The following is a 13,993-nucleotide window of genomic DNA, read 5'->3' on the forward strand; positions in this document are numbered from 1 at the left end:
CGATCTCGGAAAATTTTGTGACCGAAACGTGGACGGCAGCCGTGTTGGCGCAGTTTTTATCGCAACTGCTCACACATTGCCAGACACCTGTTTCGCCTGGTGCATGGGGTTTACTTTGAGACTGCCGCAACCCAGTTGTGCCAGTTCTTGGACGTGCCCGCAAAGACGTTGATATCCATCTCGCCCTTGATGCCCGGCACGACGCCCGTCGAGGTATACTGCCAGAAAGCCCAGCGGCGATCCGGGTAGATCTTGGTCGGATGCTGCGCCACGGCGCGGAGCCAGAAGTGGTGGTTGCTGAAGGCGCCGACCAGATTGTCCCGGTGGAAATCCACCGACGTATAGATGATCGGCCGCTTGCCGTAATAGGCCTCGACGCGGTCCATGAAGCGCTGCATGGAGGCGCGCACGGTCTCGGGATCGGGGCGGGTCTTGCAGGTCGGGGAGGAATGGTTCCATTCCATGTCGAGGACTGGCGGCAGCTTCACCGCGTCCCTGGGCACGTTGTTGATGAACCAGTCGGCCTGTTCGTCGGCTGTCGAGCAGAAATAATAGAAGTGGTAGGGGGCATAGGGAATGCCGGCAGATGCGGCGCCCCGCCAGTTCAGTTCGAAGGTCGGGTCGATTCGGTCCTTGCCTTCCGTCGCCTTGATGAAGACGAAAGCGATGCCGGATTTCTTTACGGCTGGCCAGTCGATATCGGTGCCGTTCCACTTGGAAACATCGATGCCGTGGACCTCGTGGAGCCCCGGATGAGTTTTGCCGAAATCTTGGGGATCGCTGTCCTTGAACCGCATCTTCTTGACCGATGACGTTTCCATCAGGTCATAACTTGAGGATGTGCATCCCGTGGCAAGGAGCGCGGTGGCAAGGAGGGCCAGAAGGAGCCGAGGCATGAACATCCCGTGTAGTGTCGACGTGGAAGCCTCTTGCCCCGTTCGACGCAAAACAGGGAGGCATGAACTCCATATTCACCATAACGTCGTAAAAAATCGGTTAGGGCAAGAGGATTTCATGCCGGAGATGCGGGAACCCAACGCTTCAGCCGCGGCGGCGGATGACAGCGTGCCACGCATACCCCCGGCCGATCTCCTCGAAGATCATGTCGGCATCGGCGGCCGCCAGCTTGCTTTCCAGCACTTCGTGCAGGTTTGGCCGCGGCGTGACGTGGAAACGCATGAGCCAGGCCTTCAGGAACCGCCCGAACCAGCTTGGCAGCCGTTCCTGCTGGCCGAAATCGACGATATGGAGGGAGCCATGCGGCGCCAAGGCCGCAAGCGCGGCATCGATCGCCTTTTCCCAGTCGGGAATCATCGACAAGGCGTAGGAAATCAGGATGCGATCGAAGCCGGTCGCACCGAACTCTTCCGCTTTGAAATTGGTGGCGTCGGCGACGCGAAACTCCGGGATAATCGGCTTGCCGCGGAAATTGGCCCTGGCGCTTTCCAGCATCTCAGCGGAGATATCGAGGCCGTAGAGCCTGGCCGCCGGATATTGCCGGTGGGCGAGGGCGAGGTTGCGGCCCGTGCCGCAGCCAACTTCGAGCAGCGAGGCATTCGGCGGGACATTCAATCCCGCAATCGCCCGGTCGCGGCCGAAGAGGTAGTATTTGCGGGTGATGTCGTAGATATGGCGCTGATACCGGTACATCCGGTCCATGCGCTCGGCGTGGCCAGTCGGCAGGGAGTTACTCGCCATATCCGTCGCCATCAGGCTTTTTTCACATAGATGTGGAAACCGCCGTAAATTGCCGACCGGTCTTCCAGGTTGAGTTCGTTGGAGCGTTCTTCCAGATAGGACCACTGGTCGAAAAGGGCCGGGGAAAGGCGACCGTCGAGCACGCTCTTTTCGGCCGCCGTGCGGAAGATCACGCGGGCACCGGGCGCGGCCGTGCGGCTGATTTCCGACCAGACGTCGTTCAATTGCTCGTCCGTCATCCAATCCTGCGCGTCGAGTAGCACGTAGCGATCGACCGAGCCGGCGGACTTCTGGGCCAGCAGTTCCGTGAAGCTGGCATGGTGGACCGTGACGCGCTCGGCATTGTCGCGGATCGCGCGGTAGTTTTCAGCCTTGAGATAGGTCGGCAGCGTGCCTTCTTCCGGCTTCGGATAACGTCGCATAAAGGCCTGCCAGGCGAAATAGTTGTCGCGCAGCGGGAAATGGCAGGCGAGCTTTTCGAGGCGCTGGCGCAGCACCGGGGCGATCGAGCCGTCGGAGGCAAGGCTCGCCAGCTCGTCATATTGCTGCGGCGGAATGCCGAGGCCGAACAGCGAGCTCTTGCGGCTGGTGATCCAGCGGATCAGCGGCCTGTCGAACAGCGGAGCGATGCGATCGTCGAAGAACTGGCGCTGTTCGCGCAACGATTTGGCGTCGGCCATTTTGGTCAGGTCGATGCCATGCAGGCGGGCGATCAGGTGGCCGGCGCCGATGAAGCGGCCGAGCAGGCCGGTCTTGTAGATATTGCGGTCGAACACTTCGATCCGACGGCGGCCGGCGAGCGAACGCTTGCCCCAGTAGGCGCGGGTCGCGGCATCGAGGTTCGGCGCGATGAACGCATCGTAGCTCTTGCTGTTGGTACGGATGCCGTCCATGCCGAAGTGGCGCACGACATCGCCATGGCCGGGCAGGTGGCGGAAGGCGGCGAGCTTCAGGCGGTTCAGTGCGACGTGGTGCGGGTTCAAGTCGACGACGTCGATCTTCTTCGGCGAACGGGACAGATAGGCGAGCATGTTGCAGCCGCCGGAACCGATAGTGACGATCGAATGCTCGCCGGAAAGCTCCATGGCGGTCATGTCGACTTCCGGGTCTTCCCAGATCTGCGGGTAGACGAGACCGGAGAACAGGAGGCCGAAAAGCCTTTCTGAGAAACCCTGCCGGGATAGAGCTTTATGCTGCAGAAGGGCGTCCTTCAGCTTCTGGTTTTTCCGAAAACCGGCTTCCTGTGCAATATCCGCCATGGTCGAGTCCCGCTTTGTCCAGAGTTTCAGCGCGTGTAAACCTGTCATGCTACAGATTGATGACGCCGCCTGTGGCCAGTCCGCCGATCGGCCCCAGGGCGGCCGAACACCCCTTCCTTGGCGTCGAGAATCCTGATTGCATGCGGCCCTTGAAATGGAGGCAGGCATGCGGTTGTTGGTGCGGTTCGTGAAAATCCTCTGCGGCGTCATCGTCGTCGGCCTGATCGGGCTTGGGATCTGGCTCTATACCTTACCGCCGGAACTGCTGAGGGTCGGAAGCGGCTATTCAGCCAAGATGGTGTGCTCGAACGTCTTCCTTGCCGGCCGCGACAGCAGCGAGGTCCTCGCCGTCGACGTGCAGGCTCCGGGTCACCCGCTTCTGAAATTGATGCGGGTCTCCGTCGATCGACCGGAGAAACGGGTTCATGCAGCGCTGCTCGGCATTTTTGCCGGCAATGACGCGGTCTATCGCGAAGGGCTCGGCTGCGCTGTCGTCCCCGATGGCGCGCCCGCGGTAACTGTCGGCATTCCGGTGCCTGCTGTTACGTCAGTCGATTCGTCCGTTCTTTGGCCGGAGGGCGGAAAAGTCGAATCCGATCCGTCGGTTGCGCGGCTTCTTTCAGATGCTGGTCTTGTCGGTCCGGGCCTTCGAGCGGCGGTCGTGGTCAAGCGGGGACGGATCGTCGGCGAGACCTATTCGACCGGTTTTTCCAAGGATACGCCGCTGCTCGGCTGGTCGATGACCAAGACCGTGAATGCCGCTATCCTCGGCACGCTCATTCGAGACGGAAAGCTTTCGCTGGACGACAAGGTCCTGTTCCCGCAATGGCAGGGCAACCAGCGCGGCGATATCCGGATTACCGACCTCGCCGCCATGGAAAGCGGGCTTGCCTTCAATGAAAGTTACGGCACGGTCGCCGATGTCACCCGCATGCTCTATCTCGAGCCGGACATGGCGAATTTCGCGGCCGACCAGCCGCTGGAGGCTGATCCCGGCACGCGGTTCGGCTATTCTTCCGGCACGGCCGTGATGCTCTCGAAGATCTGGATGGACCGGATCGGCGACAGGACTGCGGCGTTGTCCTATCCCCGTAACGCGCTGTTCGGCCCGCTCGGCATGCAAAGCGCCGTCATGGAGACCGATGCGGCAGGCACCTTCGTCGGCAGTTCGTATATGTATGCGACCGCGCGCGACTGGGCCCGGATCGGGCTGCTGCTTGCGCGGGACGGCGTCTGGAACGGCAACCGGATCCTGCCGCCTGGTTTCGTCACCCTGATGCACCAGGCCAACGCCACGTCGAACGGCCGTTATTCGAAAATGCAGACATGGCTGCCGGGAAAGAATAATCCGGACATCCCGACGGATGCGTTTTTCCTGCAGGGGCATGACGGGCAGACCATCACGATCATCCCGTCGCTCGATCTGGTGGTGGTGCGGCTCGGGCTGACGCCAAGCTGGAATCGTTACGATCCGACCCGGCTGGTCGCCGAGGTGGTGAAAACAACAACGGCGCCCTGAGGCGCCGCTGAACATTTTCGATCGAGGCACTTTCAGCCCGGTTATTTCTCCAGGACGTCCAGCATGTTCTTGCGTTTGGCGTCGTAATAATAACCGCGCGCGTAGAGCTTGATGGCATTGTCGTTTCTGTTGTCGGCGACAAGCCAGGCGCCGCGCAGATATTTGATCGCGTATTTGAGATTGGTCTCGGCATCGAGCAGGCCGGCCGGCGGGCCTTCGTAGCCCATCGATTTGGCGGTCGAATACTTGATCTGCATGAGGCCCCAGTAGCCGTTCTTGTGATAGGCCTTGGGATCGTACTTGCTTTCCCGATGCACGACGCGGTGCACCAGCGATTCCGGCACGCCGTACATGCCGGCATAACGCTTGATGAGCTTGCTCAATTCCGGCGGCGCACCGGTGGCCGTGGACGGCATCGGCTCGCCGGGAGCCGGCGGGAATTCCACGGCGGACAAGGCGGCAACGGCTCTCGGCTGCGCTGCATAGGCAAGCGTCGCAGTGTCCGGGCGTGGGGTCGGGACGACGGTCTGCAGCGCGACCATGTCCGGTGTCAGCTCCCGTTCGTCCAGCGCGATCGCCGAAGCTGCCGCCGGCTGGATCTTGCCTTCGCTAACCGCTGGCGCGATCGGCGGCGACACGAGGCGTCCGCCCTTTGGCGCCGCAAGGTTCGCCGGCTGGGCCGACGCGAGAATTGTCGATGTGGTCGGAGCAACGGGCGGCGGCATCATCGCCGGGCCGGGCGCGGGGGCGAAAGCGACGAGCGGCGCCATGGTGGGCGATGCCATTGCGGCGGACTGAACCGACATCGCATCGGCGGTGGCAGGCACCGGCACGGGAAGTCTTGCGGACTTGGCAAGCGCCACGGTCGGCTGTGTGCCGACGGTCTGGGCGGCCGAGGCGACCTGAACTCCCGGAGGGGTGATCTGGCCTGCAGTCTGGGCCTGCCCGTTTACCGGGAGATCGGATTTGTACTGGATAGTCGTCTGGCCATCCGCGGAGGCCGTCTGGACAGGTCCCGTCGCCTGGCCGCTGGTCGGGGCAACCGTCTGTGTCGCTGCAAGCTTTTGCTCGCGCTCGACGCTCGAACATCCGGCCAGAACCGAAGAAACGGCGCACGCCACAGCCGTCCCGCGGCCGAGGAATCGGATTATCGCCATTGGGTCGCTTTCATGAAAAATGGTTACCCCAGTCCGCCCAAACGCCACCAAAAGAGTGTTTTGATTAACCTATTGGGCAGCGTCCGACAAGATGGCGAGCGTCAGGCGGCGATCCGGCGATAGCCGGCTGTGACCGCGCGCCGCGAAATGAAGCGCGTCTGGGGCTTGCGTGAGGCGGAGTTGAGGTTGGCGGGCCGCCGCCGGCGGTTGAGCACGCGGCGCGGAAAAAGCACATGAATTCCGGCTCCAAGCGCGGCGCAGACAAGGAAAGTCGCCTGCATTTCGAGAAGCTGGGGCAGGAGGGAGCGGTCGGGATCGACGAACTGGGCGAGCACGGCTGCAAGGACGACGGCATAACGCGCCCGGAAGGCGGATTTGCCGAACAGGCATCCGAAGATTCGCGCTGCCCGACATTCGGGAAGATTGTCGTTATCGGCAATCGGGCCGGAGATTCGTGGATCCTGGTAGGACCAGATCACATAGAGCATCAGATAACCGAGCCCTGCCCAGGAGATCACGTCGATGAGCTTGGGAAGATAGACGGCGATCAGGGCCATGGGGATCATCGCCACGATCAGCGCCGCCGACATTCCGACGGCAAGCCCCGGGACCGTCGCGATCGCCGTGCGGCGACCGCGCTGGAGAGAGAAACTGGCAGTCAGACAAGCGATAGGGCTCGGAAGGAGGGCGAGAAAGATCGCGGTCGCAGCAAAAGCGAGCCAGATGTCAGCCGTCATTCCATTTCCTCCCGGACGCCCGTGAGCGGCGCCCGCTAATTTCCTGTCTCAAGCCTCTTCGAAGGGCTGGCCGATATGATCCATCACTTCGCCGAACCATTTTGCAGTCAGATCGAAATGTTTTCCACCCTTGATTCTGGGAAATTCGATCGTGCGCAGTTTTCCGCCCTGGTCCTCGTCGTGGCCGGTAACGCCAGAGACCTTGTTCAATGCGCTTTCGACGGCGAGATCGACCATGCCCTGGATGAGCCGCAGGTCGTTACCGTTTGCCGGCGCCGAGCGGGCGAAGTAGCCGGATTTCTGCACCATCGAGCGATCGGCGCCGATCAGTGCCGCGAACTGCTTTTGGAACCAGCCGCCGACATTGATCGTGTCGATCTTCACATGGCCGAATGCGTCCCGCTTGATCGATTCGCCTGCGGCTTCCCGCTCGGCGACGATCGTATCGAGGCCGGCACCTTCCGAAACGAACAAGGTCACGAAACCGCGCTGGTCCATGACGTCCTTGAGGCGCGCGGCCTCCTTGTCGAGGTCGAAGGCCATCTCGGGCAGGTAGACACCATCGATGTTCTTCATCGCGCTGTTCATCATGAAGCCCTCGACATATTCGTTGCCTTTGGTCTTCTGAATATAGGCCCGTGCGGTCGCGGCGGTAAGCCAGCCGCAGTGACGTCCCATCACTTCGTGAATCACAAATGTGCGAGGAGCGGCACTCTGCTCGTTCGAAACGTTGTCGAAGAAAGAGGCGCCGACTTCGGCGGCCGTCCAGGCGCCGAGCGACTGGCGGATCGGCACGATATCGTTGTCGACGGTCTTTGGCAGGCCGACGACGGTCAGGTCGTAGCCATTGGCGCCGAGATAGGCTGCGAGGTCGGCGGCCGTCGTGTTGGTGTCGTCGCCGCCGATCGTGTGGAGGATGGTGATCCCATCGGCCGCCAACCGCTCGGCGGCGACGCGGAGCGGGTTCTCGCCTTCCTTGACGAGGCCGCGCTTGACGCAGTCCGCGGCATTGGTGAGCTTGACGCGGCTGTTGCCGATCGGCGAGCCGCCGTAGCGGTGCAGCAGATAGGCGTTTTCGCGCATGTCGTTGGTGATTTCGATGCGGTCGCCGAGCAGGACGCCCTGATAACCGGAACGGTAGGCGACCATCTCGATATCCGGCGCGACGTCGTTGTAGCGCTCGATCAGGCCGCCGACGGCGGAAGACAGGCAAGGCGCGAGGCCCCCTGCGGTCAGCATTGCTACTTTCTGTTTGGCCATCGATCCTCCTTGACGCGCATGCTCGCGTACAGTTCAAAACCGCTGGAATGGATGCGACAGAGACAGGCCCCTGTAAAGTGAATTTCTCAAGAAAAACCGCAGCTTCGACTTCTCGGCGCAGGAGAGCCTAATATAATCGATTCAACTGCCGCCGCCCCTTGATCGTGCTTGTGGAAAAAGAGATTCGGAGGCTTTGCAATTGTCCCGAAGTGCAGGGTCACCTGTCCGTGAGCGCCGGTGATTGTTCGGAAAACATGAACATAGTTTAATCTAAGACGGGCCGTCGGTCGCCTTGCAATCCCAATTATAATCTGGTCCACTGCGCTCATGATCTGGGATTTTGCCTGCCTTCACTTTTCCTCCCTTTGGGAACGGCTTCTCGGCGCCATGGGCGACGCGGCCGGGAATGCGCTCGGCCGTGTCATCGAGGTGATCCGCACGACGTTCGAGGGCGATCCGGAAACACGCCGGCAGGTGTCTTTCTCGGTCGCCATCATCGCGCTGTCGGCCAAGATGGCGAAGGCTGACGGTATCGTCAGCGAGGCCGAGGTCAAGGCCTTTCAGCAGATATTCGACTTTCCCGACGAGGAAGCCCGCAACGTCGCGCGCCTCTATAACCTCGCGCGCCAGGACGTCGCGGGTTACGAAGCCTATGCGACGAAGCTCGCCGGCCTGTGCAGCCCCGGTGCGGGCAAGGCTGCAAACTGCCCGATGCTGGAAAACGTGGTCGACGGGCTGTTCCATATCGCCAAGGCGGACGGCCTGGTGCATGAGGCGGAGCTGGCGTTCCTGTCGCGCATCGCCGAAATCTTCCGCATCGACGAGGGGCATTTCCGCCGCATCATGGCGCGGCACGTGCATCTTGACGGACGGGACCCCTATCTTGTGCTCGGCGTTTCGCCGCAAGACGATTTCGCCAAGATCCGCAAGCAGTACCGCTCGCTGGTGTCCGAACATCACCCGGACCGGTTGATCGCTCGCGGCGTTCCGGCTTCGCTACATGCCGCCGCCAATGAGCGCATGGCGGCACTCAATGCCGCATATTCGGCAATCGAGAAAGAGCGCCGCGCCGCATGACGCCGTTTTACGCCGACTATGCCGGCGCGACGGTAAGGCCTTCTCCCAATCACGGCGAGCGCGCCGGCGGGCGCAGGCCCGACATGATCATCCTGCACTATACGGGCATGCCGAGCGGCGATCAGGCGCTCTCCTGGCTCTGCAATGAGGAGAGCCAGGTCTCGAGCCACTATTTCGTCCGCGAGGATGGAGGCGTGGTGCAGCTCGTGCCGGAGGATCGCCGCGCCTGGCATGCCGGCAAGAGCTCCTGGGCCGGCGAGACCGATATCAATTCCTGTTCGATCGGCATCGAGATCGCCAATCCGGGCCACCCCGGCGGCCTGCCGGACTATCCGCCCGCGCAGATCCAGGCCGTCGTCGAATTGTGTCGCGATTGCGGCCAAAGGTGGCAAATCCGGCCGGAAAGGGTGCTTGGACATTCCGATATCGCCCCTATCCGCAAGGTCGATCCGGGCGAAAATTTCCCCTGGGAAAAATTGCACCTTGACGGGATAGGTCATTGGATCGATCCAGCGCAAATCAGCGGCGGACGGTTTTTCCAGTTCGGCGAGAGCGGCCAGCCTATCGAGGCCCTGCAGTCGATGCTGTCGCTGTACGGCTACGGAATTGAAATCACGGGAAATTTCTGCGAGCGAACGAAGGGCGTGGTCGAGGCGTTCCAGCGTCATTTCCGGCCGCAGCTCGTCGACGGGATTGCCGATTTCTCGACGATCGACACCTTGCATCGCCTGCTCAAGTCCTTGCCAAAATTCAATTAATGCGGGCGCCGCACCCGTCGTTCGGGACCGCGTCGAAATCGCAAAATTTTGCAGTGCCACATCATCTCCTTATTAGCCCGGTCTAAAGGACCCGCTAACGGCAGCCGCCATGTTGGACGGGGGTTGCAGAGATAAACGACCAGGATTCGTGAAAACATCGCGCCGTCAATCCGGCGACGCGCTGAGAGGGTGTTTGCGTAACGACACCCGCGGCTCCTGTTGGTCCGGAGACACTTCACCTACATGAATACAATGATTGTTGCTGCCGCGGCGGGCCTTGCCATGCTGGTCGCGGGTACCGAACTCGTGCGTGCTGAGGACGCCGCCGTCACCACCTATACCAAGCCGCTCATCATTCCATGGGAAACGCGCGAAACCGGTTTTGCCGCGCCCACCGACGAAGCCAGGCGCCTGGTTCGGCAGCTTCATTATACCCAGCTGATCGCGAAATATGCGGACGAATACGATGTTCCGGAAGAGCTTGCGCTGGCGGTGGTGCAGATCGAGAGCAATTTCCGTCCGACCGTCAAGGGCAGTGCGGGCGAGATCGGGCTGATGCAGATCAAGCCGGCGACTGCCCGGCTGATGGGCTATGAAGGCCCCGACTACGGCCTCTACGATCCCGAAACCAATATCCGCTACGGGATGAAATATCTGGCCGGCGCACACGAACTCGGCGGCGGCAAGGTCTGCGGCACCATCCTCAAATACAATGCCGGGCACGGCGCCAAGCGCATGAACCCGGTTTCCAAGCGCTATTGCAACCGGGTGCAGGCAGTGATCGAGACCGCCGAGCAGACGGCCGAACAGACTGCGTCGCTTTCGCCTGTGGCATTTTGATTCCGAAAACGGCTAGAAGTGCTTCTGACAGAAGACATTTCGGCCGGTGGAATCGAAAGGCGAGGGCATGACGGAACGGTTCAGATTTATCGTGATCGGGAGGGGCATGATGGGCGCTGCGGCGGCCCGCTACCTCTCGAACTGGACCGACGGTATTGCGTTGGTCGGTCCCGGTGAGCCGGCGGACTACGGGCGCCATGAAGGCGTCTTTGCCAGCCACTACGACGAGGCGCGCATCACCCGGACGATCGATCCCGATCCCGTGTGGGCGCGCCTCGCCAACCGTTCGATCGAGCGTTACGGCGAGATCGCCCGCGAAAGCGGCGTGGATTTCTATAGCGAATCGGGCTGCCTGCTGGTCGGGCCGAAGCGGGGCGAGGGACCTTCCTATGTCGCGAACGTCCTCGATGCGGCAAACAAGCTCGGCGTTTCGACCGAGACGCTGTCGGATCTCGATCTTGCCGACCGGTTCGGTTTCTTCTCGTTCCCGCAGGCGAGCGAGGGGGTCTGGGAGCCCAGGAATGCCGGGCACATCAATCCGCGCCGGCTGGTGAAAGCCCAGGCTCTAATCGCCGAACGCCAGGGCACGGAAATCATTCCGGAAACGGTTTTCTCGGTGCGCCAAGATGGCGATCAGGTCACCGTTACGACCAGCGAGGGCAACAGCTATCTTGCTGAAAAAGTGCTGGTCGCCGCCGGAGGTTTTTCGATCAACGAACGGCTGCTCGGCGCACGCCTCGACCTGAGCGTTTATGCCCGCACTGTCGCCTTCTTCGAGGTCGATGAGGCCGCCATGGACATCTGGGGCAGGGTGCCTTCGCTGATCTGGAAATGGGGCGAGGGCGAGGACGGCATCTATCTCCTTCCGCCGGTGCGGTATCCCGATGGCAGGATCTATTTGAAGATCGGCGGCGATCCGGACGATCTGCTGCTGCCGACCGAGCCGGACATCCGCGCCTGGTTCCGCTCGGGCGGGCGGGAAAGCACCAGGGCGCGGCTTGCCGAGATCATGACACGGCTGATGCCGGAACTCGATCTCTCGCGCTCGTCGATGGCGGCCTGCGTCACCTCGTTCACGCCAACCGGATATCCGGCAATCGCCATGACCGATGCCTCCCGAATCGGCATCCTCAGCGGCGGTTGCGGGGCGGCGGCCAAGAGTTCCGACGAGATCGGCCGGCTCGGCGCCGAGCTGATCTTCCATGGGAAAATCCGGGACGATGCCTATTCGACGGATTTCCGGGCGGATTATCTCTGAGCCGATTATCTCCGGCCTGATTGCTTCTCGCCTATGGCTTTCGCTCTCCATCTCGGTTATGGACCGCCTGCCAGTTGGCCGGGCAGCCGCGCTTTACCAATGCCGAAAGGCGGTAGGGTGAGGAAAGTCCGGGCTCCACGGAAACACGGTGCCGGATAACGTCCGGCGGGGGCGACCCTAGGGAAAGTGCCACAGAAAGGAAACCGCCCCGCTTGCTGTACCGCTTTAAACAAAGCGGCAGAGCTGGCGGGGTAAGGGTGAAAGGGTGGGGTAAGAGCCCACCGCGCTTCTGGTAACAGCGGCGGCAAGGTAAACCCCACCGGGAGCAAGACCGAATAGGGATGACACGGGCCGCGTGAAAGCGTGGCTACAGCCTGTTTCCGGGCCAGTCATCCGGGTGGGTTGCGTGAGGCGGCATGCAAATGTCGTCCCAGATGAATGGCTGCCACGTTCCGGTGCTTGCACCGGGGCCATACAGAACCCGGCTTACAGGCCAACTGGCGTTTACCTCCTCCCGCCGTCGCGATTCGGTCTGCGCCCTTGGCGAGGGAGAGGCGTCCTGCGACTGCTTTTTGCGGCGCAGCGTTTATATCAGGAGTTTCGAAAGCTCCTTTGTTTGTCGGAGCTTAACAGGCGTCCAAATTTCACTTGTCGGACACTGCCGAGGCGGTTTCTTCACTTCCTTCGATAACCCTTTGTTAAACTTAACAGCTTATAAATAAATCCTGCTTGGGAGTGGCTAGCGGGGCTTCTCCCATTGACGCCCATATGGTCCCATGGTATCCCAAAATCGCACTGCACAAGGGCGAATGAGCGCCCGTCAATCCTTAAGTTTCGGTCGTCCTACGGCCGGGCGGTTATCCGCCCATCCGGGCGGCGAAGCTGTGTTTGGTGTTGTGTCAACGGGTGGGCGGGCTTCCGTCCTGAACCATAACGGAGCGGATGTTTGGCGTGATGAGCCGCTTCCTGTCGAATGCGACGAACAGGATCGATGCGAAGGGACGGGTCTCCGTTCCGGCGAGTTTTCGTTCGGTTCTTTCGGAGCGCGGGATCCAGGAGCTTTATTGCCTCCAGGATTTCACCTATCCGGCGATCAGCGTCGGCGGGCCGGATCTGCTCGATCGTTACGAGCGGCAGATCGCTTCCGTCGATCCTTTTTCGCCGGAAGCGAACCGGATGTCGCTGCTCGTACACGGTGGCGGCGTCTTCATGAGGCTCGATGCGGAAGGCCGGCTGATGGTCACGGATTTCATCCGCGACTTCACAGGAATCAGCTCGGACGTTACCTTCGTTGGGCGCTCGGATCATTTTCAACTTTGGCAGCCGCAGGCGTTCCACGAGGCGCAGGCGGCGGCGAGAGAGGGGCGCTTCGGTTCGCGCCCCGCGTAAGACAGGGGAACGGAATGGCGGCGAATCCAGGCGACGGAACCACCGAGCCCGAAGGCGGACCGGTTCGTCACATTCCGGTTCTTCTGAAGGAAGTCCTCGAGGCGCTCGATCCTCGGGCCGGCAAGGTCATTCTCGACGGCACGTTCGGGGCGGGCGGTTATACATCCGCCATTCTTGCCGCCGATGCCGAAGTGATCGCGCTCGATCGCGACCCGAATGCGATTGCCGCCGGCAAGGCGCTGGCCGATGCCCATAAGGGCCGTCTCCACCTCATTCAATCGCAGTTCTCCAGCCTTGCCGACCACGCGCCGGAAGGCGGGCTCGATGGCATCGTGCTCGATATCGGCGTGTCTTCCATGCAGATCGACGAGGCCGATCGCGGCTTTTCCTTCCAGCGCAACGGACCGCTCGACATGCGCATGTCGGCGAGCGGCGTCTCGGCCGCGGATGTCGTCAATCGCGCCAAGGTCGGCGATCTGACGCGCATCTTCGGTTTCCTCGGCGAGGAAAAGCACTCGGGCCGTATCGCCCGCGCCATCGAGAAGCGCCGCCTGACCGAACCTTTCACCACGACGCGCGAACTCGCCAACCTCATCGAGACAGTCAATCCGCGCAAGGCCAAGGACAAGATCCATCCGGCGACCCGCGTCTTCCAGGCGCTGCGTGTCTTCGTCAATGACGAGCTCGGCGAGCTTGCGCAGGCGCTGTTTGCGGCCGAGCGGGCGCTGAAGCCCGGCGGCCGGCTGGTCGTCGTCACCTTCCATTCGCTGGAAGACCGGATCGTCAAGCAGTTCTTCGCCGATCGTTCCGGCAAGGCCTCCGGCTCGCGCCACCTGCCGATGGTCGAGGCCAAGCCTGCGATCTTCGAGCCGCTCGGCAAGTCGATGATCTCGGCGAGCGACGAGGAGGCGGAACTCAATCCGCGCGCCCGTTCTGCAAAACTTCGCGCTGGGGTTCGGACGGAAGCTCCGCCACGATCGGCCGACATCTCCATTTTCGATCTGCCCGATCTCGCCAGCCTTGCAAAGATGGGAGCCTGAT

Annotated in this window: 13 protein-coding genes and 1 other RNA gene; 8 read left to right on the forward strand and 6 right to left on the reverse strand. The window is 61.8% G+C overall.

Features of this window, described 5'->3' with window-relative positions:
* Positions 1-110: 110 nt before the first annotated feature.
* The 3 genes from C5L10_RS16560 to C5L10_RS16570 form a co-directional block, all read right to left on the reverse strand.
* Complete coding sequence (locus C5L10_RS16560; protein WP_105430658.1) at positions 111-896, reverse strand: GH25 family lysozyme; 786 nt, start codon at positions 894-896, stop codon at positions 111-113.
* 145 nt (positions 897-1,041) lie between these two features.
* Positions 1,042-1,698: a class I SAM-dependent methyltransferase gene (locus tag C5L10_RS16565; protein WP_245448024.1), complete on the reverse strand. Its 657-nt coding sequence runs from the start codon at positions 1,696-1,698 to the stop codon at positions 1,042-1,044.
* An 11-nt stretch (positions 1,699-1,709) separates the two neighbouring features.
* The gene (locus C5L10_RS16570) at positions 1,710-2,957 is read right to left on the reverse strand and encodes a DUF3419 family protein (RefSeq protein ID WP_105430578.1); all 1,248 of its coding nucleotides are present in this window, start codon (positions 2,955-2,957) and stop codon (positions 1,710-1,712) included.
* A 166-nt stretch (positions 2,958-3,123) separates the two neighbouring features.
* Between C5L10_RS16570 and C5L10_RS16575 the strand changes: the two genes are divergently transcribed.
* Positions 3,124-4,476: a serine hydrolase gene (locus C5L10_RS16575; protein WP_105430659.1), complete on the forward strand. Its 1,353-nt coding sequence runs from the start codon at positions 3,124-3,126 to the stop codon at positions 4,474-4,476.
* A 41-nt stretch (positions 4,477-4,517) separates the two neighbouring features.
* Here the strand turns inward: C5L10_RS16575 and C5L10_RS34905 are convergent, their stop codons facing one another.
* From C5L10_RS34905 to C5L10_RS16595, 3 genes are all read right to left on the reverse strand, one after another.
* Complete coding sequence (locus tag C5L10_RS34905) at positions 4,518-5,633, reverse strand: transglycosylase SLT domain-containing protein (RefSeq protein ID WP_052754749.1); 1,116 nt, start codon at positions 5,631-5,633, stop codon at positions 4,518-4,520.
* Positions 5,634-5,734: 101 nt separating this feature from the next.
* Positions 5,735-6,370, reverse strand: a complete 636-nt coding sequence (locus C5L10_RS16590) for a LysE family translocator (protein ID WP_046667570.1) — start codon at positions 6,368-6,370, stop codon at positions 5,735-5,737.
* A 48-nt stretch (positions 6,371-6,418) separates the two neighbouring features.
* Positions 6,419-7,630: a pyrophosphate--fructose-6-phosphate 1-phosphotransferase gene (locus C5L10_RS16595; protein WP_046667571.1), complete on the reverse strand. Its 1,212-nt coding sequence runs from the start codon at positions 7,628-7,630 to the stop codon at positions 6,419-6,421.
* A gap of 327 nt (positions 7,631-7,957) precedes the next feature.
* On the opposite strand from C5L10_RS16595, the gene C5L10_RS16600 reads away from it, so the two are divergent.
* The 7 genes from C5L10_RS16600 (at position 7,958) to rsmH (ending at position 13,992) form a co-directional block, all read left to right on the forward strand.
* Entirely contained in the window at positions 7,958-8,707 is a 750-nt protein-coding gene (locus C5L10_RS16600) for a DnaJ family molecular chaperone (protein ID WP_046667572.1), read from the forward strand.
* On the forward strand, positions 8,704-9,465 hold the full coding sequence (locus C5L10_RS16605) for an N-acetylmuramoyl-L-alanine amidase (protein WP_046667573.1): 762 nt from the start codon (positions 8,704-8,706) through the stop codon (positions 9,463-9,465). Before C5L10_RS16600 ends, C5L10_RS16605 begins: the two co-directional genes overlap by 4 nt.
* A gap of 243 nt (positions 9,466-9,708) precedes the next feature.
* Positions 9,709-10,305 (forward strand): lytic transglycosylase domain-containing protein, encoded by a 597-nt coding sequence (locus tag C5L10_RS16610; protein WP_046667575.1) that lies wholly within the window; start codon positions 9,709-9,711, stop codon positions 10,303-10,305.
* Between the two features lie 67 nt (positions 10,306-10,372).
* A complete protein-coding gene (locus tag C5L10_RS16615) occupies positions 10,373-11,563 on the forward strand; it encodes an FAD-binding oxidoreductase (protein WP_105430661.1) in 1,191 nt (396 codons plus the stop codon).
* A 70-nt stretch (positions 11,564-11,633) separates the two neighbouring features.
* Positions 11,634-12,068: RNase P RNA component class A (rnpB, locus tag C5L10_RS16620), an RNA gene on the forward strand.
* Positions 12,069-12,517: 449 nt separating this feature from the next.
* Positions 12,518-12,952, forward strand: coding sequence for a division/cell wall cluster transcriptional repressor MraZ (mraZ, locus tag C5L10_RS16625; RefSeq protein ID WP_245440363.1), 435 nt, complete (start codon positions 12,518-12,520; stop codon positions 12,950-12,952).
* Between the two features lie 14 nt (positions 12,953-12,966).
* The gene (gene rsmH, locus C5L10_RS16630; protein ID WP_105430581.1) at positions 12,967-13,992 is read left to right on the forward strand and encodes a 16S rRNA (cytosine(1402)-N(4))-methyltransferase RsmH; all 1,026 of its coding nucleotides are present in this window, start codon (positions 12,967-12,969) and stop codon (positions 13,990-13,992) included.
* Position 13,993: the final 1 nt, after the last annotated feature.

Source organism: Neorhizobium sp. T6_25, assembly GCF_002968555.1.
Lineage (GTDB): Bacteria > Pseudomonadota > Alphaproteobacteria > Rhizobiales > Rhizobiaceae > Neorhizobium.

Excerpts from the sequence above, each read along its gene's own strand:
- C5L10_RS16560 (WP_105430658.1), bottom strand. The coding sequence starts at position 896 with ATGCCTCGGCTCCTTCTGGCCCTCCTTGCCACCGCGCTCCTTGCCACG.
- C5L10_RS16565 (WP_245448024.1), bottom strand. The coding sequence starts at position 1,698 with ATGGCGAGTAACTCCCTGCCGACTGGCCACGCCGAGCGCATGGACCGG.
- C5L10_RS16570 (WP_105430578.1), bottom strand. The coding sequence starts at position 2,957 with ATGGCGGATATTGCACAGGAAGCCGGTTTTCGGAAAAACCAGAAGCTG.
- C5L10_RS16575 (WP_105430659.1), top strand. The coding sequence starts at position 3,124 with ATGCGGTTGTTGGTGCGGTTCGTGAAAATCCTCTGCGGCGTCATCGTC.
- C5L10_RS34905 (WP_052754749.1), bottom strand. The coding sequence starts at position 5,633 with ATGGCGATAATCCGATTCCTCGGCCGCGGGACGGCTGTGGCGTGCGCC.
- C5L10_RS16590 (WP_046667570.1), bottom strand. The coding sequence starts at position 6,370 with ATGACGGCTGACATCTGGCTCGCTTTTGCTGCGACCGCGATCTTTCTC.
- C5L10_RS16595 (WP_046667571.1), bottom strand. The coding sequence starts at position 7,630 with ATGGCCAAACAGAAAGTAGCAATGCTGACCGCAGGGGGCCTCGCGCCT.
- C5L10_RS16600 (WP_046667572.1), top strand. The coding sequence starts at position 7,958 with ATGATCTGGGATTTTGCCTGCCTTCACTTTTCCTCCCTTTGGGAACGG.
- C5L10_RS16605 (WP_046667573.1), top strand. The coding sequence starts at position 8,704 with ATGACGCCGTTTTACGCCGACTATGCCGGCGCGACGGTAAGGCCTTCT.
- C5L10_RS16610 (WP_046667575.1), top strand. The coding sequence starts at position 9,709 with ATGAATACAATGATTGTTGCTGCCGCGGCGGGCCTTGCCATGCTGGTC.
- C5L10_RS16615 (WP_105430661.1), top strand. The coding sequence starts at position 10,373 with ATGACGGAACGGTTCAGATTTATCGTGATCGGGAGGGGCATGATGGGC.
- mraZ (WP_245440363.1), top strand. The coding sequence starts at position 12,518 with ATGAGCCGCTTCCTGTCGAATGCGACGAACAGGATCGATGCGAAGGGA.
- rsmH (WP_105430581.1), top strand. The coding sequence starts at position 12,967 with ATGGCGGCGAATCCAGGCGACGGAACCACCGAGCCCGAAGGCGGACCG.